Origin of the sequence: Halomonas alkalicola (assembly GCF_030704205.1) — a bacterium.
In the GTDB taxonomy this organism is placed as follows: domain Bacteria; phylum Pseudomonadota; class Gammaproteobacteria; order Pseudomonadales; family Halomonadaceae; genus Halomonas; species Halomonas alkalicola.
In genome coordinates this window covers 3,526,056-3,545,641 of sequence record NZ_CP131913.1, presented here as the reverse complement: position 1 = coordinate 3,545,641, position 19,586 = coordinate 3,526,056, and the positions used below count along the sequence as shown (strand labels likewise).

The following is a 19,586-nucleotide window of genomic DNA, read 5'->3' as shown; positions in this document are numbered from 1 at the left end:
CCGTGGCCCATGACATCGTGCTCAAGCGCCTCTACCAGCCCGCCCAGCCTGAGGACGGGGCCCGGGTGCTGGTGGACCGGCTGTGGCCGAGGGGCCAGCCCCGCGAGGCGCTGGCGTTGACCGACTGGTACCGGGACGCCTCGCCCAGCCCCACCCTGCGTCGCCAGTACCATCAGCAGGAGATCAGCCACTTCGTGTTCGCGGCCCGCTATCGCGGCGAACTGCGCGATCACCCGGAGCATCTGGTACCCCTGATGCGCCACGCCCGGCGTGGGCGCCTCACCCTGCTCACCGCGGCACGCAATATCGAGGCATCGCATCTGCCGGAGCTGCGCGAGGCGCTGCTCAAGGCGCTGCGCGACGAGGATGCCGCCGACCGCGAGCCCGCCTCGCCTCCCTGCTACGCCCAGGAGCACAAGGACCTCTGACCGACGCACACGGAAACACTGCGCCCCCGCGGTTGGCTCACCGCCGCGGGGGGCGTTGATCAGCGCATCGGGCCTGCCTAGAAGACCCGGTTCATCCCGTTCATGGCCGCCACCCGGTAGGCCTCGGCCATGGTGGGGTAGTTGAAGGTGGTGTTGACGAAGTACTTGAGGCTGTTGGCCTCGCCCTTCTGCTGCATGATCGCCTGGCCGATATGGACGATCTCCGAGGCCTGGTCGCCGAAGCAGTGAATGCCGTAGATCTCCAGGGTGTCCTGGTCGAACAGGATCTTGAGCATGCCCACGGTATCGCCGGTGATCTGGGCGCGGGCGGTGTCCTTGAAGAAGGCCTGGGCGACCTCGTAGGGCACCTTCGCTTCGGTGAGCTCGCGCTCGTTGCGTCCGAACGAGCTGATCTCGGGAATGGTGTAGATGCCGGTGGGCACCTCGGTGACGTAGCGGAAGTCGTCGCCGAGGAGCTCGCTGGAGGCGTTGAGGCCCTGGTCGTAGGCGGCGCTCGCCAGGCTCGGCCAGCCGATCACGTCACCGGCGGCATGGATGTGGGGAATGGCCGTGCGGTAGTGCTCGTCGACCATCAGCTGGCCGCGGGAGTTGGCCTCCAGGCCGATGTTCTCGAGGCCCAGCTGGTCGGTGTTGCCGGTGCGCCCGTTGGCCCACAGGAAGGCATCGGCGCGCAGCCGCTTGCCGGACTTCAGATGCACCGTCACGCCGGACTCGTCGCCCTCGACGCGGTCATACTCCTCGTTGTGGCGAATCAGCACCCCGTGCTTGCGCAGGTGGTAGGAGAGCGCGTCACTGATCTCGTCATCCAGGAAGGAGAGCAGGCTGTCACGGTTGTTGATCAGGTCCACCTTGACGCCGAGACCGGAGAAGATCGAGGCGTACTCGCAGCCGATGACCCCGGCGCCGAAGATGATCAGGGTACGCGGCGTGTGCGACAGGCTCAGGATGGTGTCGGAGCAGTAGATCCGCGGGTGGCGGAAATTGATGTCCGCCGGGCGATAGGGACGTGAGCCGGTGGCGATGACCACCTTCTCGGCCACCAGCTCGTCCATGCCCTCGTGGTTGTCGCGCACCAGCAGGGTGTGCTCGTCCTTGAAGCGGGCCACGCCGCTGAACAGGTCGATGCGGTTGCGGGAGTAGAAGTTGGTGCGCATCGCCACCTGCTGGTCGATGGTGGCCCGGGAGCGCTCCATGACCCTGGGGAAGGAGAACCAGCGCGGCTCGCCGATATCGCGGAACATGCGGTTGGTGTTGAACTGCATGATCTGCTTGACCTGGTGGCGCAGCGCCTTGGAGGGAATCGTGCCCCAGTGGGTGCAGTTGCCCCCCACCAGCGGCTGCTTCTCGACCACCGCCACGCGCTTGCCGTGCTTGGCGGCGTTGATGGCGGCGCTCTCCCCCGCCGGGCCGGTACCGATCACCACCACGTCGTAGTTATGGACTGCCATTGGCCGTTCGATCTCCTTTTTCAACATCCGTTACGAGCGCCGAGCGCAGCCGAGCCTTGTAATAAGGTCGGCTGTGCCGAGCGAATGGCGCCGCAGGCGCCCCGCCAGAGTCGCTGGCATTGGCGAATACCGCCAAGGAGTCCTTCGGTCTCCATTCGCCGGGCAAAGCCCAGCTCCCACCAGTGGCCCCAGAGCTTTGCGGCTATCCCCCATGGCTGGTTTCTTCAGCGCCGGGTCGCGTCGTAGCCCAGGTCGGCGCCACGGCTCTCGTCGCTGCGGCGGCGGACGCTGCCGCGCTTGCGGTTCTCCTCCTCGCACACCTCGTCCTTGCCGCCGCACACCTCGCAGCCCTCCTTGAGGCCGAGCTGGTTGAGGCCGCCGCAGGAGCCGGCGATAGGCTTGCGGCCGAGGATCACCCCCACGGCCATGGCGGCCATGATCAGCAGCATGAAGGCAAAGGCAATAATCCAGATGGTCATGACATTCTCCTTTCTCAACGCCCGGGCTCAGCGGTCGAGCAGCGGCTCGAGGGCAGATCCGGTATGGATTTCGATTCCCTGTGGGGTGAGGACCACAAGGCGTGCCGGGTGTTCCAGGGTGTCATCCGGGGCAGCGGCGAGCAGCTCCCGCGCCAGGCGGTCGGCGGCCTCGGCGCTGGGCGCCACCGCGCTGACCGCGAGCACGCGACCCGCGGCCGAGGCCTCGATGGCGGAGGGCTCCGGTACGGCGCGGTGCACCAGGGCGGCATCCTGCAGGCGCAGGGCGGGGAGCTCCGCCTCGCCGGCCCCGCTGCGCGGCAGGCGCACACGCCAGGGGTGGCGTCCGGCCATGCATGCGCGGGCCGCTGCACGCCGCCAAGCTCCACCATGGCATTGGCAATGCCAAACTCGTCGAGCACGCGGAACAGGCGATCCACGGCCAGGACCTGAAGGTGCTCGCGCAGCGCCTCGCTCGCGGCGTCAGGCACCTGCGCACCGGGCAGCGGCAATAGTGATGGTGTCACAAGCCTGCGAAGAAACGCCAACTCACTGTCGAGGCTGACCAGTTCACCCTGGATGGCGGCCTCGACCAGGGCGGACTCGCCCTCGCCCAGGTCGCCATTCAGCGTGATGTGATAGCCGGTGCCGAGGGCCACCCCCTCGAGCAGGAACCATTCCCCCTGCTGACGACAGCCCACCAGCAGGACCAGCGGCATCAGCAGGGCGAATAGAAAGAGGGCTGGCCGCATGGCCAGCCCCGGGTATCGCCTCGCGGCGAGGGAGATCATCCGCCGAAGTCGTCCAGCAGGATGTTCTCGGGCTCGACGCCCAGATCCAACAGCATCTTGATGACGGAGGCGTTCATCATGGGCGGTCCGCACATGTAGAACTCGCAGTCCTCGGGGGCCGGATGGTCCTTGAGGTAGTTCTCGTAGAGGACGTTGTGGATGAAGCCGGTGGGGCCATCCCAGTTGTCCTCGGGCATCGGGTCGGAGAGCGCCAGGTGCCAGGTGAAGTTCGGGAACTCCTCGGCCAGCTGGTCGTACTCGTCGTTGTAGAAGGTCTCGCGCCAGGAGCGCGCGCCGTACCAGAACGAGATCTTGCGCTTGGACTTGAGGCGCTTGAGCTGGTCGAAGATATGGCTGCGCATCGGCGCCATGCCCGCACCGCCGCCGACGAAGACCATCTCGGCATCGGTTTCCTTGGCGAAGAACTCGCCGAAGGGACCCATCACGGTGACCTTGTCACCCGGCTTCAGGCTGAAGACGTAGGTGGACATCAGGCCCGGCGGATGGTTGGTATTGGGCGGCGGCGTGGCGATACGGATGTTGAACTTGAGGATGCCGACCTCTTCCGGGTAGTTCGCCATGGAGTAGGCGCGGATGACTTCCTCGTTGTTCTTGTGGGAGATCTTGTAGAGATCGAACTTCTCCCAGTCGCCCCGGTACTCCTCCTCGATATCGAAGTCCTTGAAGGAGATATCGTAGGGGGGTGCCACCAGCTGCACATAGCCGCCGGCGCGGAAGTCGACGTTCTCGCCCTCGGGCAGCTTGAGGTTGAGTTCCTTGATGAAGGTGGCGACGTTGGGGTTGGCGATGACCTCGCACTCCCACTTCTTGACGCCGAAGACCTCCTCGGGCACCTCGACCTTCATGTCCTGCTTCACCGGCACCTGACAGGAGAGGCGCCAGCCCTCCTTCTTCTCACGCATGGTGAAGTGGGACTCCTCGGTGGGCAGGATCGCCCCACCGCCCTCTTCCACGCGGCACTTGCACTGGGCGCAGGAGCCGCCGCCACCGCAGGCGGAAGAGAGGAAGATGCCGTTGGCGGCCAGGGTGTTGAGCAGCTTGCCGCCGGCCTGGGTGGTCAGGGTGTGCTCGGGGTCGCCGTTGACCTCGATGGTCACGTCCCCGGTGCTGACGAGCTTGCTGCGGGCGGCCAGGATCACCAGCGTCAGACCGATGACGATCAGGGTGAACATGACCACGCCGAGCAAGATGACGGATGTATCAACCATGTCGGTTTCCTATTGCTTCACGTTGTCTGGACCCCGGCGGCACAGCCGGCCGCCGGGAGAGCACGACCTGCCTCAGAGCTGGATGCCGGAGAAGGACATGAAGCCCAGCGACATCAGACCCACGGTGATGAAGGTGATGCCCAGGCCCTGCAGGGAGCCGGGAACGTCGCTGTACTTCAGCTTCTCGCGGATACCGGCCAGGGCGGTGATGGCCAGCGCCCAGCCAACGCCGGAGCCGAGGCCATAGACCACGGACTCGCCGAAGTTGTAGTTACGCTCGACCATGAACAGCACGCCACCGAGGATGGCGCAGTTCACGGTGATCAGCGGCAGGAACACGCCCAGCGCGCTGTAGAGCGCGGGCACGTACTTGTCGAGGAACATCTCGAGGATCTGCACCAGCGCGGCGATGACGCCGATGTAGCTGAGCAGGCCCAGGAAGGAGAGATCGATGTTCTCGGCGCCGCTGATGCCGGTCCAGGCCAGGGCCCCTTCCGCCAGCAGCAGGTTGAAGACCAGGTTGTTGACCGGCACGGCGATGGTCAGCACCACGATCACGGCGATACCGAGGCCGAAGGCCGCGGAGACCTTCTTGGACACCGCCAGGAAGGTACACATGCCCAGGAAGAATGCGAGTGCCAGGTTCTCGACGAAGACCGAGGCAACGAACAGGCTCAGATAGTGTTCCATGTTACACCGCCTCCTTCGGTTCGGTGTTGTGCTTCATCTTGAACTCGTTCTCCTCGATCTGCTCCGGGTTCACGGCACGCAGCACCCAGATGATCAGACCGATGATGAAGAACGCGGACGGCGGCAGCAGCAGCAGGCCGTTGGGCACGTACCAGCCACCGTTCTGCACGGTCTCGAGCACGGTGAAGCCGAAGACGCTGCCGGCGCCGAACAGCTCACGGAAGAAGCCCACGGTCATCAGGATGAAGCCGTAGCCCAGGCCGTTGCCGATGCCGTCGATGAAGGACATCTTGGGGCCGTTCTGCATGGCAAAGCCTTCGGCCCGCCCCATCACGATGCAGTTGGTGATGATCAGGCCGACGAACACCGAGAGCTGCTTGGACATCTCGTAGGCGTACGCCTTGAGGACCTGATCCACCACGATCACCAGCGAGGCGATGATAGTCATCTGCACGATGATGCGGATGGACGAGGGGATATGGTGACGGATCAGCGACACGAACAGGTTCGAGAAGGCCGTCACGAAGATCACTGCAAGGGTCATGACCAGCGACACGCTCATGCTGGTCGTTACCGCCAGCGCGGAGCAGATGCCGAGCACCTGCAGCGCGATGGGGTTGTTCTTGAAGACCGGCGCCGTCAGGACGCTCTTGGTTGATGCATCCGCCATGATCAGGCTCCTTCCGCTTCGAGTTCGACGTCGGCGTCCTGGGCGTCTTCCTGATCGACGCCGCTGCGGAACTTGGCGAGGTACTCGCCGAAGCCTTCCGGACTCAGCCAGAACTGCAGCATGTTGTTGACGCCATTGGCGGTCAGGGTGGCACCGGAGAGGCCGTCGACCTCGTGGTCACCGCTGCCGCTGCCCTTGGCCACGCGGATGGCAGGGGTCAGGTCGCCTTCGCTGTCGAAGACCTGCTTGCCTTCCCACTGGGCCTGCCAGCGCGGGTTGTTGACCTCGGCGCCGAGACCGGGGGTCTCGCTGTGCTCGAAGTAGGTGATGCCGACGATGGTGTTGCCGTCACCTTCCACCGAGAGGAAGCCGCGCATCAGACCCCACAGGCCCTGGCCACGGATGGGCAGGATGATCTGCTCGGGGTCGTCGGGGTTGCCGACGAGATAGACGGTGGCGTAGTTCTCGACGCGGGACAGGCCGGCCGGATCCTGGGCACCGGAGAGGGTGCGCGAGGCGGCCGGATCGCGGCGAGTCTCGAAGCCATCGAAGGTCTCCGGGTCATGCTGGTCGGAGTACTCGCCGGTCTGCAGGTTCACCACGCGCGGGGTGATCTCGCGGAAGGCCGCCTCCACGTCCATGCCGCGCTCGTAGAGGTTGGCGACGCGCAGGATATTGGTCTTGCGGTCCAGCTCCTGGTTGAGCTGCTGCATGGGACGCAGCGCCACCGCGGCGGTGGAGACGATGACCGAACACACGATGCAAAGTGCGAACGCCACCGTCAGGATCTTCTTGATGGAGTTGTTGCTCTGTGCCATCAGGCAGTCTCCTCGGCCGGTTCACCGGTGCGCAGCTTGCGGCGCTTGATGTTGGCCTGAACAAAGAAGTGATCAATGAGCGGTGCGAACAGGTTGGCGAACAGGATCGCCAGCATGATGCCTTCCGGGAAGGCCGGGTTCACCACGCGGATCAGCACGGTCATGATGCCGATCAGCACGCCGAACAGCAGGCGGCCCTGGTTGGTCATGGCGGCGGACACCGGGTCGGTGGCCATGAACACCATGCCGAAGGCGAAGCCGCCGACCACCAGGTGCCAGTACCAGGGCATCGCGAACATCGGGTTGGAGTCAGAGCCGATCAGGTTGAACAGCGCGCTGGTCGCCACCATGCCGAGGAAGACCCCGAGCATGATTCGCCACGAGGCGATTCGCGTCCACAGCAGGATCGCCGCCCCGATCAGTATCGCCAGGGTCGATACCTCGCCCACGGAGCCCGGGATGAAGCCGATGAAGGCGTCCCACCAGCTGTAGGTGCTGGTCAGGGCGGCCATGCCGTCCTGGAAGGCGATGGAGAGTGCGGTCGCGCCGGTGTAGCCGTCGGCCGCCACCCACACCGCGTCGCCGGAGATCTGCGCCGGATACGCGAAGTAGAGGAAGGCACGACCGGTCAGCGCCGGGTTGAGGAAGTTCTTGCCGGTACCGCCGAAGATCTCCTTGCCGATCACCACGCCGAAGGTGATGCCGAGCGCCACCTGCCACAGCGGGATGGTGGCCGGGAGGATCAGGGCATAGAGCACGGAGGTGACGAAGAAGCCCTCGTTGACCTCGTGGCCGCGCTTGACCGCGAACAGCACTTCCCAGAAGCCGCCGACCACGAAGGTCACCAGATAGATCGGCAGGAAGTAGGTGGCGCCGAGCACGAAGTTGGCCCACAGGCTGCCCGGATCGTGGCCGGAGGCCAGGGTCATCATGATCGCCTCGCGCCAGCCCGCCATGGAGGCGTAGCCGTCGGCGATGGCGGTGTTGGCCTGCCAGCCAGCGGCCCACATGCCGAAGAACATCGCCGGGAAGGTGCAGAGCCAGACGGTGATCATGATGCGCTTGAGGTCGACGCCGTCACGCACGTGAGCGGTGGTCTTGGCCACGCTGGGGGGGGCGTAGAAGATGGTGTCCACCGCCTCGTAGAGGGGGTAGAACTTCTCGTACTTTCCACCCTTGTGGAAGTGCGGCTCGAGATTGTCGAGTGTCTGTCGAATCGGCATGATCAGGCCTCTTTCTCGATCAGGGTGAGGTTGTCACGCAGGATGGGACCGTATTCGTACTTGCCCGGGCACGCGTAGGTGCACAGGGCCAGGTCCTCTTCATCCAGCTCCAGACACCCGAGCTGCATGGCAGTCTCGATGTCGCCGACGATCAGCGAGCGCAGCAGCTGCGTGGGCAGGATATCCAGCGGCATCACGGCCTCGTAGGCGCCCACCGGCACCATGGCACGCTCGGAGCCATTGGTGGAGGTGGTCGGCGCGTAGTCCTTGAGGCCGGTGAACTTGGACAGGTAGATGCCCAGCACCGAGTGGCGGTTGGCACCCGGCGACAACCAGCCCATGAAGAGGCGCTTGTTGCCTTCCTCGAGCAGGCTGAACTGGTTGTGGAAGCGGCCCAGGTAGCGCAGGCTGCCCTCGCAGGCGAAGCCCGAGAAGACCGAACCGGAGAGCACGCGGGTACCTTCCGGGTCGACCACCTCGCCGGCCAGCAGTTCCTCGGTGCTGGCCCCGATGCGGGTGCGCAGCAGGCGCGGCTTCTCGGCTCGCGGGCCGCCCACGCCGACGACGCGGCTGACATCCAGCTTGCCCTCGGCGAACAGCTTGCCGAACGCGATCACGTCCTGGTAGCCGATGTGCCACACGCGCTTGTGCAGGCCCACGGGCGAGAGGTAGTGGATATGGGTGCCGACGAGACCGGCCGGGTGCGGGCCACCGAACTGCTCGACCTGGACGCCCTTGACGTCGCCGCCGGGAATCCGGGCGCCCGGCGCCGTGCACAGGTAGACCTTGCCGGCGGTCAGGCGTGCCAGCACCTTGAGGCCATCCTCGAACGCCTGGGGCTGCTCGTTGATGATCTCGGCGGGGTCGGGGCACAGCGGGTGGGTATCGACGGCGGTGACGAAGATGTCGGACGGCTTGCTGTCGATGGCGGGGGTGCGCGAGTAGGGACGGGTGCGCAGCGCGGTCCACAGGCCGGACTCGACCAGCTGGTCGACCACCGCCTGGCGCTCCAGGCCTTCCAGGCCATCACGCCCGTGGGCCTTGAACTCGACGGCTGCCTCGGTCTCGTCGACCTTGATCACCACCGAGAGCAGGCGACGCTTCTCGCCCCGGTTGATGGCGATCACCTCGCCGCCTGCCGGCGCGGTGAAGCGCACACCGTCGATCTTCTTGTCGGTAAAGAGCAGTTGGCCTAGCTTTACCCTGTCTCCCTCCCGGACCTCCATGGTCGGCTTCATGCCGACGTAGTCGGTGCCCAGGACCGCCACGTGACGTACCGGGCGCGCATCCTCGATGCGCTGCTCGGGCGCCCCCGCGATGGGGAGATCCAGGCCTTTCTTGACTTCGATCATAGTCTCGCCCAGTTGATGGATCGGATATACGAAGGAAAGGGGTTCGAATGGATTCGAATTCTTGTCGTGTCAGTACGTTACCAGTCGGGCCCGAGCCAGGCTCGGACCACCCCGAAAAATCCCCGGTATTATAAAGACAAGGCCGGGCGATGACCACCTGAGCGAAGGTCGCAAGGTGTGACCTGAGGCAAGGGGAAAAATGTCGCAGCCTGGCAGGCCGCCACCCCCACCAGACGCAGAACCCCCCGCCGGAGCGTCTCCGGCGGGGGGTTCGGTCGGACGGTGGACTCGCCTCAGGCGCCGGCGCGCGGCAGCTTGAGGAAATGCACGTTGGACATCTGCTGCAGGATGCGCACCACCTGGCAGCTGTAGCCGAACTCGTTGTCGTACCAGACGTAGAGCACGGCATTCTTGCCGTTGGCGATGGTCGCCTTGGCATCGACGATGCCGGCGTGGCGGTTGCCGACGAAGTCGGTGGAGACCACCTCCGGGGAGTCGACGTAGTCGATCTGCTTCTGGAACGGGGAGTCCAGGGACATGCGACGCAGGAAGTCGTTCAGCGCCTCGGCGTCGGTCTCCTTCTCCAGGCGCAGGTTTAGGATCGCCATGGAGACGTTCGGGGTCGGCACGCGGATGGCGTTGCCGGTCAGCTTGCCGGCCAGCTCCGGCAGAGCCTTGGCCACCGCCTTGGCGGCGCCGGTCTCGGTCAGCACCATGTTGAGCGGTGCGCTGCGGCCGCGGCGGTCACCCTTGTGGTAGTTGTCGATCAGGTTCTGGTCGTTGGTGTAGGCGTGCACCGTCTCGACGTGGCCATGCTCGACGCCGAACTCGTCGTTGAGCACCTTGAGCACCGGCACGATGGCGTTGGTGGTGCAGGAGGCCGCGGAGATGATGCGATCGTCGCCGGTCAGGTCATCGTGGTTGATGCCGTAGACGATGTTCTTGATATCGCCCTTGCCCGGCGCGGTGAGCAGCGCCTTGGAGGCGCCCTTGCAGGCCAGGTGCTGGCCGAGGCCGGCCTCGTCGCGCCAGATGCCGGTGTTGTCCACCACCACGGCGTTGTCGATGCCGTAGGCGGTGTAGTCAATCTCGGCCGGCGAGTCGGCGTAGATCACCTGGATGACGTTGCCGTTGGCGGTGATGGTGCGCGCCTCGGCGTCGACGCTGATGGTGCCGTTGAAGGGGCCGTGGACGGAGTCGCGACGCAGCAGGCTCGCGCGCTTCTCCAGGTCCTTGGCGATATCGCCGCGGCCGCGCACGACGATGGCGCGCAGGCGCAGCAGGTTGCCGCCGCCGGCCTTCTCCACCAGCACCCGGGCCAGCAGGCGGCCGATGCGGCCGAAGCCGTAGAGCACCACGTCCTTGGGCTCGCCGTTATTGCCGGCGGCGTCCTGCTGGTCGACGATCTCGGCCAGCTCCTTGCGCAGGAAGGCCACGGCGTCACCGCCGCCCTGCTTCTTGAAGGCCACCCCCAGCTTGCCCACGTCGACGTGAGCCGGCCCCAGGTTGAGCTCGCCCATGGCCTCGACCAGCGGATAGGTGTCCTGGACGGAGAGCTCGGTCCCCTCGACCTTCCGCACGTAGCGGTGGTCCTTCAGGATGCGGATCACGCTGCGATTGAAGAGCGAGCGCCCGTAGAGGGTGGTGACCACGTTGTTATGACGGTAGAGCCTACCGATCATCGGGATCATCTGCTCGGCAAGCGCCTGGTTGTCGTGCCATTCCTGGAAGACGGTATCGGAGGGTTGCTGACTCACGTGCGGCCTCACTGGTGGGGGTTGGAAGTTCGCGGCCATTATCCGGAGCCAGCCCCCGGGGTCAATCGAAGGATGGTCGCAGCCGCTGTAGCGGCATTACAGAAACCTGCTTTTGACTACAGGCCGGAGCCCCGGCGCGATCTGCTATCATGCGTCCTTTCCAAGCCCGTCCATAAGCCGACCGACGTGACCATGCCGAACTTCTCGCCGCTGGACCCGCCGCGCCCTGAAGGTATGCGCGACACCCTCTACTGGCAGGCTCCCCAGGGCAGCGCCAGCGCCCTGGCCCTGACCCGCCTGGCCCAGGACGCCCCCCTGCTGGTGATCACCGCCGACACCGCCCAGGCCCTGCGCCTGGAGAGCGAGCTGGCCTTCTACGGCCGCCGGCCGGTGCTCCCCTTCCCCGACTGGGAGACGCTGCCCTACGACAGCTTCTCGCCCCACCAGGACATCGTCTCGGCGCGGCTGCGCACCCTGCGTCGGCTGCAGGACGGCGAGCACGGCATCGTGCTGGTGCCGATCAATACGCTGATGCAGCGGCTGCCGCCGGTTGAGTACATTGCCGGGCGGGTGCTCACCCTGGAGGTGGGCCAGCGACTCGACCGCGAGCGCTTCCGGGAAGCGCTCTCCCGGGCCGGCTACCGGGCGGTGGAGACCGTCTTTGAACCCGGCGAGTACGCCCTGCGCGGCGCCATCATCGACCTCTTCCCCATGGGCACCGAGGCGCCGCTGCGCATCGATCTGTTCGATGATGAGATCGACACCCTGCGCCGCTTCGACCCGGACACCCAGCGCAGCCAGGACAAGGCCGAGCGGGTCGACCTGCTGCCGGCCCACGAATACTCGCTGTCGCGCTCCGCCATCGCCTGCTTCCGCGAGGGGTTCGAGACGCTGTTCGACGTCGATCCGCGCCAGTGTCCGCTCTACGTCGACGCCCTCAAAGGCATCCCCTCCCCGGGCCTCGAGCAGTACCTGCCGCTCTTCTTCGAACAGACCGCGACGCTCTTCGAGCACCTGGCCGAGGGTACCCGGGTCGCCCTGCTGCCGGGTGTGCACGCCGCCGCCGAGCGCCACTGGGCGGCCATCGAGAGCCGCTTCGAGAACCTCGGGGTCGACCCCACTCGTCCCCTGCTCCCCCCCCACCGCGCCTTCGTCCCGGTGGCCGAGGTGTTCGGCGCCATCAAGCGCCACCCTCGGGTGGCGCTCACCGAGGAGGCCGACCATCGCCACGCCCTGGTCCCGGCCAGCCAGGCCCCGCCCGAAGTGGGCATCAACGCCCGGGCCCGGGAGCCCCTGGCGGCGCTGTCGAGCTTCCTGGCCCAGCACGCCAGCAGCCGCGTGCTCTTCGTGGCGGAGTCCCGCGGGCGGCGTGAGGCGCTGGAGGAGGCCCTGGCACCGCTGCACCTCGCCCTGCCCCACGTCGACGACTTTGCCGACTTCCTCGCCGGCGAGGCGGCCATGGCGATCACCGAGGGCCAGCTCGAGGCGGGCCTGTGGCTCACTGAGCCCGATCTCGCGGTGATCAGCGAATCCGAGCTCTATGGCGAGGTGGTCCGCCAGAGCCGGCGCCGCGAGAAGGCCACCGACGCCGACGAGCTGGCCATTCGCCACCTCTCGGAGCTGCGCCCCGGCGCGCCGGTGGTGCACCAGTCCCACGGCGTGGGACGCTACAAGGGGCTCGAGACCCTGGAAGCCGGCGGCCAGGCCGCGGAGTTCGTGACCCTGGAGTACGCCGAGGGGGCGCGGCTCTACGTGCCGGTGGGGAGCCTGCACCTGATATCGCGCTATGCCGGCGCCGACGACGAGTTGGCCCCCCTGCATCGTCTCGGCTCCGACCAGTGGGAGAAGGCCAGGAAGAAGGCCGCCGAGAAGATCCGCGACACCGCCGCCGAGCTGCTCGACATCTACGCCCGCCGGGAGGCCCGGGAGGGCTTCGCCTGCGCCGCCCCCGACACCGAGTACGCCCGCTTCGCCGCCGCCTTCCCCTTCGAGGAGACCCCGGACCAGCGCGCCGCCATCGCCGCGGTGATCGAAGACATGACCGCCCCGCGCCCCATGGACCGCGTGGTGTGCGGCGACGTCGGCTTCGGCAAGACCGAAGTGGCCATGCGCGCCGCCTTCCTGGCGGTCCACTCCGGCCGCCAGGTGGTGGTACTGGTGCCCACCACCCTGCTCGCCCGCCAGCACTTCGAGAACTTCCGCGACCGCTTCGCCGATACCGCGGTCAATATCGAGCTGGTGTCGCGCTTCACCGCCGGCAAGGGGCAGTCGGCCTCCCTCAAGCGCATCGAGGAGGGCCAGGCGGACATCGTCATCGGCACCCACAAGCTGCTCTCGGAGTCCATGAAGCTGCCGAAGATGGGGCTTTTGATCATCGACGAGGAGCACCGCTTCGGGGTGGCCCAGAAGGAGCGCCTCAAGAGCCTGCGCGCCGAGGTGGACATCCTCACCATGACCGCCACGCCCATCCCGCGCACCCTGAACATGGCCATGAGCGGCATCCGCGACCTCTCCATCATCGCCACCCCGCCGGCGCGGAGGCTGTCGGTGAAGACCTTCGTGCAGCGCCGCGAGGAGCCGCTCATCAAGGAGGCGATCCTGCGCGAGATACTGCGCGGCGGGCAGGTCTACTTCCTGCACAACGAGGTCAAGACCATCGAGACCGCCGCCGAGAGGCTGCGGGAGCTGGTGCCCGAGGCGCGGGTCGGGGTGGCCCACGGCCAGCTGCCGGAGCGCGCCCTGGAACGGGTGATGTCGGACTTCTACCACAAGCGCTTCAACGTGCTGGTCTGCTCCACCATCATCGAGACCGGCATCGACGTGCCCAGCGCCAACACCATCCTGATCGAGCGGGCCGACAAGTTCGGCCTGGCCCAGCTGCACCAGCTGCGCGGCCGGGTCGGGCGCAGCCACCACCAGGCCTACGCCTACCTGCTCACGCCACCGCCCAGGGCGATGACCAAAGACGCCATCAAGCGCCTCGAGGCGATCGGCGCCGCCGAGGACCTTGGCGCCGGCTTCACCCTGGCCAGCCACGACATGGAAATCCGCGGCGCCGGCGAGCTGCTCGGTGAGGAGCAGAGCGGGCAGATGGAGGCGATCGGCTATGGCCTCTACATGCAGATGCTCGACCGCGCGGTGGCGGCGATCCGCGCCGGCAAGACGCCCAACATCGAATCCCCGCTGGACGAGGGCGTCGAGGTGAGCCTCAACCTGCCGGCGCTGATCCCCGACGACTACCTGCACGATGTCCAGCAGCGCCTGGTGATGTACAAGCGCATCAGCAGTGCCGCCGACGAGGCCGCGCTCAAGGAGCTGCAGGTGGAGATGATCGACCGCTTCGGCCTTTTGCCGGCCCCGGTCAAGACCCTGCTGCGCCAGACGAAACTGCGCCAGCGCGCCGAGCAACTGGGCATCGTCAAGCTGGAGGCGGGCCCCGAGCGGGGCCGGGTGATCTTCGGCGGCCACACCCGGGTCGACCCGCTGACCCTGGTGGAGCTGATCCAGCGCGAACCGAACCGCTACCGGCTCGACGGCGCCGACACCCTGCGCTTCGAGGCGGCCATGGAGCAGGAGGAGGCACGCTTCCAGGCGGTGGAGCAGCTGCTGGAGACCCTCAACCGCAAGGCCGAGGCGGCCTGAGCGCCGCCTTCGAAGCGGCCTCCAAAGCGGCCTCCAAAAGAGTGGCGAACCGCCGCGGCTCAGGGCAATCTATACTGTCGGCAAGGCATCTCATTGCGACCGATAACCGATGGCACCGGGCAGGGAGCGCCCGGCGCCCGTAAAGCGCCCGTAAAAAAGGCTGGCCTCGACCCCAGGGTCGGCGCCTCACACGAGAAGAACGACGTTGATGAACACCACGACACTGGCAAGGCGTACCGCCCGCTGCGCCATCACCCTGGGCCTCTCCGCCCTGCTCGCCACCGGCGCCCTGGCCGAGGAGCGCGAGTGGCCGCGAGGCCATTTCCCGCTGCCGGAGGCCGGCAACGTGATCGGTGAGAACTATACGGTCACCGTGCAGGAGGGGGAGACCCTGGTCGATCTGGCTCGCACCCACAACGTGGGCTACGAGGCCATCCGCATGGCCAACCCCGACGTCAGCATCTGGGCCCCCTTCGCAAGCACCGAGGTGACGATTCCCAACCAGCACATCCTGCCCGATGCCGAGCGCGAGGGCATCGTCATCAACCTCTCCGAGATGCGGCTCTACTACTACTCCGCCCCGGGGATCGTGGAGACCTACCCGATCAGCGTCGGCCGCGACGGCTTCTCCACCCCGGTGGGCGTGACCCGCACCACCGTCAAGGTGAAGGATCCCCACTGGTCGCCACCCCGCTCCATGCGCGAGGAAGCCGCCGCCCGCGGCGAGCCGCCGCCCGCCGTGGTGCCACCCGGCCCGGACAACCCGCTGGGCCGCCATGCCATCCTGCTGGGCATCCCCAGCTACCTGATCCATGGCACCAACCGTCCCGATGGCGTCGGCATGCGGGCCAGCCGCGGCTGCATCCGCATGTTCCCGGAGGACATCGAGTCGCTCTACGAGCGCGTGCCCAGTGGCACCCGGGTCAACATCATCGACCAGCCCTTCAAGGCCGGCTGGGCGCCGGACGGCACCCTCTACGCCCAGTCATTCCCGCCGCTTGAGGAGAACGAGGCCAGCTTCGAGCCCCTGCTCAACGCCATCGAGACCGTGGCCAGGGCCTTCGGCGACGAGCAGCCGCCGGTGGACTACGCTCGCCTGCGCGAGCTGGTCGAGCAGCCCGACGGCCTGATCGTGTCGCTGCTGCACACCGCGGACGAGGCCCCCACCCCCGCCGCCCCCCCGCTTGAGGTCGATGGCCTCTTCGGCGGCGAGCTCGAGCTCGGCGCGCGGTAATCGCCCGAGACAACCGCCCCACCACGAGAAGACCCCGCCGAGGCGGGGTCTTCTCTTGTTGCAGAACCACCGCTGCCCGAGGGCAGCGCCGGCACTCCGGCAGAATTACTTCTGCATGGAGCGCTGGAACATGCGGTTCATTTCGTCGCGGTTCTGCTCGGACATCTGCAGGGCCGCCTGGGCGTCGCGCTGCGCCTGGTTGGCGGTGTTCTGGGCCTGGGTAGCGATGCTGCGAGCTTCGGCAGCGTCGGCCTGTGCGGATTCAGCGGTCTGGCGAACTTCTTCCAGGGCGCTGGTGGAGGCACAGCCAGCCAGAATGGCCAGGGAGGCAGCGGCGGCGGTCAGCTTCAGGGTGGTCTTCAGAGTCATGGTGTTCTCCTTGAGTCTTCCTTGGGGTACTGCGTTGGTGATTGCCTGAGATCAGGCTTCCTGCACAAGCAGGCCATCTTGCAGCGACTTGTGCTACTTAGCACAGGAGTCAAACGCTGTTTTATTATAGACAACGGCGCTTGTCCATAGCTTTGATCTTCCCTTACGCAAGTAACAGCCTAGCGGATCACGACGCGGGTGCCAATGCCGATCAGCGAGGCGAGCCGTTCGATCTGCTCATCGGTCACCGCCACACACCCCTGGGTCCAGTGAAACTGCTGGTGAACGTCGGGGTCGCCCTTGCCGATGCCGTGGATGCCGATGAAGCCGCCGAGCGCCGTCTGCTGGGGTGGATAGCCGTGCTGCCGGTAGTAGTCGAAGTAGTGGTCGTAGTCCTGCTGGGTGAAGACCCCCTGCTCCAGCGCCATGCGCGCATGGGTCGGCGTGGGGTAGTCCAGCCCGATGAAGATGTGCCAGTCGCTCTCGTGGTTGAAGCGATTGACCCGGAACTCGCCCAGGGGAGTGACATTGCTGCCGCGACGGCGCGCCGCGCTGGCACCGCTGCGGCCGAGCGAGATCGGGGCGTAGCGCTCCAGCTGGTGGTTGCCGCGATAGACCGTCAGGGTCGCCTCGCGGTCGTCCACCAGCACCCAGACCTCGTCGTCGTGGCGGGGCAGGTGCGCACGAGAGAGCACGGTCTCGACCAGGTTGGCGGAGACCCCCTGGGTGCCGAGCAGCGCCACGGGCGCGCCCAGGGCCAGCAGGGTGAAGCGGCGACGGGATAGCGGATTCATCGGTAGGACGCTCGAGCCGGAACGGTGAAAGAAACTCTAGGAGTTATAGCGCACCCTCTCCCCTGCTGTCAGGTCTCGCGCCTCAACGCGGCCGGCGCTGATCCAGGGCATGGCCACCCGGCGCGGCGCCATCTAGTCTGGAGGGGAGACGGCGGGTCGACCCGCCTCCCCTGCCAGGCCTCGCGCTAGCCAACCAGGAGCCCTCATGACCCGAGCGAACCGCCCCGCCCTTCCCGCCGCCTTCGCCGACGACCCCGACTTCGCCACCTGGGCCGCAGGATATGGCGTGATCCAGCACGAACCGGTGACCCTCGAGCGCATCGCCCAGCTGCTCACGCGCCATGCCGCTGATCCGTCGCGCCACCGGGCCTGGCTCAGGCGGCTCGCCGCCGCCGATCGCCTGGCCTGCATGGGCATGTGGCTGGTGGCCCACATGACCTACGCCCGCCGCGTGCGCCTGGATGGCACGCCGCTCGAGGCCGAGGCGTTCAAGCCCACCCCCGAGGGGCACACCGGCGGCGCCCTCAACATGGTGCCCGCCTACGTCGGTTATCTCGCCGCCAACGCCATGAGCGACCTCACCCGCAGCTGGCTGATGGGCCAGGGCCACTGCGTGGCGGCCATCGACGCCGTGAACCTGCTGGTGGACAACCTGGGGCCCGCCCACGCGGCGCGCTACGCGCTCAGCGACGAGGGCCTGACCCGGCTGGTCAACGACTTCTACCACTGCGGGGTGGACCCCGACGGCCACCCGATCTCGCCGCTGGGCAGCCACGTCAACGCCCACACCGCCGGCGGGATCAGCGAGGGAGGCTACCTGGGCTTCGCCGGCCTGCAGTACGTGCATATGCCGCTGCCCGGGCAGCACCTGGTGGCCTTCCTCAGCGACGGCGCCTTCGAGGAGCAGCGCGGCAGCGACTGGGCCTCGCGCTGGTGGCGGGCCGACGACTCGGGCCCGGTGGTGCCGGTGATGATCGCCAACGGGCGGCGCATCGACCAGCGCACCACCATGAGCCAGGCCGGCGGCACCGACTGGTTCGAGGACCACCTGGTCCTCAACGGCTTCGCCCCGCTGACCATCGACGGCCGCGACCCGGCCGCCTTCGTCTGGGCGATTCTCACCGCCGAGGCGGAGCTCGCCGACCAGGCCGAGCAGGCCCGCGCCGGCCATGCCCGCTACCCGCTGCGCCTGCCCTACGTGATCGCCGAGACGGTCAAGGGCTTCGGTTTCCCCGGGGCCGGCACCAACGCCGCCCACAACCTGCCGCTGGTGGGCAACCCCGCCTCGGACGAGGCCGCCCGGCGCCTCTTCCATGAGGGGGCCGCCGCCCTGCATGTCGCCGAGAGCGAGCTGCGCGCGGCCATCGCCACCCTCAACAACCACGCCGAGAGCGAGCGGGTGCGGGAGCGCGACCACCCCCTGGCCCACCCGCATCCCGACCTGCCCACCCTGCCCGAACCGCTCGCCTGGCCCCTGGGCGAGCGTATCTCGCCCATGGCCGCCATCGACGAAGCCTTCGCGGCCCTGGTGGCGGCCAACCCTGGGCTGCGGGTGCGGGTCGGCAACCCCGACGAGATGCGCTCCAATCGCCTCAACCTCACCCTGGACCGGCTCAAGCACCGGGTCACCGACCCCGAGCCCGGCGTCGCCGAAGCGCTGGACGGCGCCGTGATCACCGCGCTCAACGAGGAGGCGGTGGTCAGCGCGGCGCTGGCCAACAAGCAGGGGCTCAACCTGGTGGCCAGCTACGAGGCCTTCGCGGTGAAGATGCTCGGCGCCATGCGCCAGGAGATCATCTTCGCCCGCCACTGCCGCGAGGCGGGTCGCCCGCCCGGCTGGCTCTCGCTGCCGGTGCTGGCCAGCTCCCACACCTGGGAGAATGGCAAGAACGAGCAGTCCCACCAGGACCCGACCCTGTGCGAGGCGTGGCTCGGCGAGATGGATGACGTGGCGCCGACCCTCTTCCCGGTGGATGCCCCCAGCGCCGCCGCCGCCCTGCAGGCGCTCTACGCCAGCCGAGGGCGCATCGCGGTGATGGTGGTGCCCAAGAGCCCGATGGCGGTGCGGCTGACCGAAGAGCAGGCGACACGGCTCGCCGAGGATGGCCTGCTCTGCCTGCATGAGGCCGCCTCACCGCGCCTGCAGCTCTTCGCCGTGGGCGCCTACCAGCTGGCGGAGATGGAGCACGCCCTGGCGCGCCTGGCGCGGGCGGACGTCGCGACGAGCCTCTACGTGATCCAGGAACCGGGCAAGCTGCGCGAGGCCCGCGACGAGGGCGAGGCCACGGCGGTGCTCAGCCAGTGCCGGCTCAGCACCCTGGTGCCCGAGGTGCCCGCCCGGGTCTTCCTCGCCCACTGCCGCCCCGAGCCCCTGGCCGGGGTGCTGCGCCCACTGGACACCGGCGCGCGGTCGCGCTTCCTTGGCTACCGCAACCGCGGCGGCACTCTGGATACCTTCGGCATGCTCTACGCCAATCGCGCCACCTGGGCCCACGTGCTGGAGGCGGCAAGCGAGGTAGCCGGGCTCGACCTGGACGCCCTGCTCGACGCCGAGGAGCAGGCGGCGCTGGCCGGCGAGGGCGACCCGGCGGTGCTGCGCCGGGACTGACCGGCGCCAAGCCGCCGCTCCCTCCGCCGGGCAGGC

At 67.5% G+C, this 19,586-nt stretch carries 17 protein-coding genes; 5 read left to right on the top strand and 12 right to left on the bottom strand.

Annotated features, from left to right (window positions below; all coding sequences use genetic code 11):
- Positions 1-2: 2 nt before the first annotated feature.
- On the top strand, positions 3-428 hold the full coding sequence (locus tag B6N23_RS16665) for a DUF488 domain-containing protein (protein ID WP_305500868.1): 426 nt from the start codon (positions 3-5) through the stop codon (positions 426-428).
- A 77-nt stretch (positions 429-505) separates the two neighbouring features.
- Here the strand turns inward: B6N23_RS16665 and sthA are convergent, their stop codons facing one another.
- The 3 genes from sthA to B6N23_RS16650 form a co-directional block, all read right to left on the bottom strand.
- Entirely contained in the window at positions 506-1,897 is a 1,392-nt protein-coding gene (gene sthA, locus B6N23_RS16660) for a Si-specific NAD(P)(+) transhydrogenase (RefSeq protein WP_169958618.1), read from the bottom strand.
- A gap of 224 nt (positions 1,898-2,121) precedes the next feature.
- On the bottom strand, positions 2,122-2,376 hold the full coding sequence (gene nqrM / locus B6N23_RS16655; protein WP_119020393.1) for a (Na+)-NQR maturation NqrM: 255 nt from the start codon (positions 2,374-2,376) through the stop codon (positions 2,122-2,124).
- A 27-nt stretch (positions 2,377-2,403) separates the two neighbouring features.
- Positions 2,404-2,727, bottom strand: coding sequence for a hypothetical protein (locus tag B6N23_RS16650; RefSeq protein WP_305500864.1), 324 nt, complete (start codon positions 2,725-2,727; stop codon positions 2,404-2,406).
- A gap of 2 nt (positions 2,728-2,729) precedes the next feature.
- Between B6N23_RS16650 and B6N23_RS16645 the strand changes: the two genes are divergently transcribed.
- The gene (locus B6N23_RS16645) at positions 2,730-2,888 is read left to right on the top strand and encodes a hypothetical protein (protein ID WP_305500862.1); all 159 of its coding nucleotides are present in this window, start codon (positions 2,730-2,732) and stop codon (positions 2,886-2,888) included.
- Between the two features lie 272 nt (positions 2,889-3,160).
- Here the strand turns inward: B6N23_RS16645 and nqrF are convergent, their stop codons facing one another.
- The 7 genes from nqrF to B6N23_RS16610 form a co-directional block, all read right to left on the bottom strand.
- Positions 3,161-4,393, bottom strand: coding sequence for an NADH:ubiquinone reductase (Na(+)-transporting) subunit F (nqrF, locus tag B6N23_RS16640; protein ID WP_302138826.1), 1,233 nt, complete (start codon positions 4,391-4,393; stop codon positions 3,161-3,163).
- Between the two features lie 72 nt (positions 4,394-4,465).
- Positions 4,466-5,083: an NADH:ubiquinone reductase (Na(+)-transporting) subunit E gene (nqrE, locus tag B6N23_RS16635; protein ID WP_305500858.1), complete on the bottom strand. Its 618-nt coding sequence runs from the start codon at positions 5,081-5,083 to the stop codon at positions 4,466-4,468.
- Position 5,084: 1 nt separating this feature from the next.
- On the bottom strand, positions 5,085-5,753 hold the full coding sequence (locus tag B6N23_RS16630; protein ID WP_119020397.1) for an NADH:ubiquinone reductase (Na(+)-transporting) subunit D: 669 nt from the start codon (positions 5,751-5,753) through the stop codon (positions 5,085-5,087).
- 2 nt (positions 5,754-5,755) lie between these two features.
- Positions 5,756-6,571: a Na(+)-translocating NADH-quinone reductase subunit C gene (locus B6N23_RS16625; RefSeq protein WP_119020398.1), complete on the bottom strand. Its 816-nt coding sequence runs from the start codon at positions 6,569-6,571 to the stop codon at positions 5,756-5,758.
- Positions 6,571-7,794: an NADH:ubiquinone reductase (Na(+)-transporting) subunit B gene (locus B6N23_RS16620; RefSeq protein WP_169958624.1), complete on the bottom strand. Its 1,224-nt coding sequence runs from the start codon at positions 7,792-7,794 to the stop codon at positions 6,571-6,573. The genes B6N23_RS16625 and B6N23_RS16620 overlap by 1 nt, the downstream gene beginning before the upstream one ends.
- A 2-nt stretch (positions 7,795-7,796) precedes the next feature.
- A complete protein-coding gene (locus tag B6N23_RS16615; protein WP_305500851.1) occupies positions 7,797-9,146 on the bottom strand; it encodes a Na(+)-translocating NADH-quinone reductase subunit A in 1,350 nt (449 codons plus the stop codon).
- 293 nt (positions 9,147-9,439) lie between these two features.
- Positions 9,440-10,903 (bottom strand): glyceraldehyde-3-phosphate dehydrogenase, encoded by a 1,464-nt coding sequence (locus B6N23_RS16610; protein WP_305500850.1) that lies wholly within the window; start codon positions 10,901-10,903, stop codon positions 9,440-9,442.
- A gap of 192 nt (positions 10,904-11,095) precedes the next feature.
- On the opposite strand from B6N23_RS16610, the gene mfd reads away from it, so the two are divergent.
- Entirely contained in the window at positions 11,096-14,545 is a 3,450-nt protein-coding gene (gene mfd, locus B6N23_RS16605) for a transcription-repair coupling factor (RefSeq protein ID WP_305503867.1), read from the top strand.
- A gap of 208 nt (positions 14,546-14,753) precedes the next feature.
- Positions 14,754-15,779 carry a L,D-transpeptidase family protein gene (locus B6N23_RS16600; RefSeq protein ID WP_305500847.1) on the top strand — a complete coding sequence of 342 codons (1,026 nt, stop codon included), beginning with the start codon at positions 14,754-14,756 and terminating at the stop codon, positions 15,777-15,779.
- Positions 15,780-15,884: 105 nt separating this feature from the next.
- Here the strand turns inward: B6N23_RS16600 and B6N23_RS16595 are convergent, their stop codons facing one another.
- Both B6N23_RS16595 and B6N23_RS16590 read right to left on the bottom strand, forming a co-directional pair.
- Positions 15,885-16,148, bottom strand: coding sequence for an Lpp/OprI family alanine-zipper lipoprotein (locus B6N23_RS16595; RefSeq protein ID WP_110069744.1), 264 nt, complete (start codon positions 16,146-16,148; stop codon positions 15,885-15,887).
- 179 nt (positions 16,149-16,327) lie between these two features.
- The gene (locus tag B6N23_RS16590; RefSeq protein ID WP_305500844.1) at positions 16,328-16,942 is read right to left on the bottom strand and encodes a L,D-transpeptidase family protein; all 615 of its coding nucleotides are present in this window, start codon (positions 16,940-16,942) and stop codon (positions 16,328-16,330) included.
- A gap of 205 nt (positions 16,943-17,147) precedes the next feature.
- On the opposite strand from B6N23_RS16590, the gene B6N23_RS16585 reads away from it, so the two are divergent.
- Positions 17,148-19,550 (top strand): phosphoketolase family protein, encoded by a 2,403-nt coding sequence (locus tag B6N23_RS16585; RefSeq protein WP_305500842.1) that lies wholly within the window; start codon positions 17,148-17,150, stop codon positions 19,548-19,550.
- The last annotated feature ends 36 nt before the right edge of the window (positions 19,551-19,586 follow it).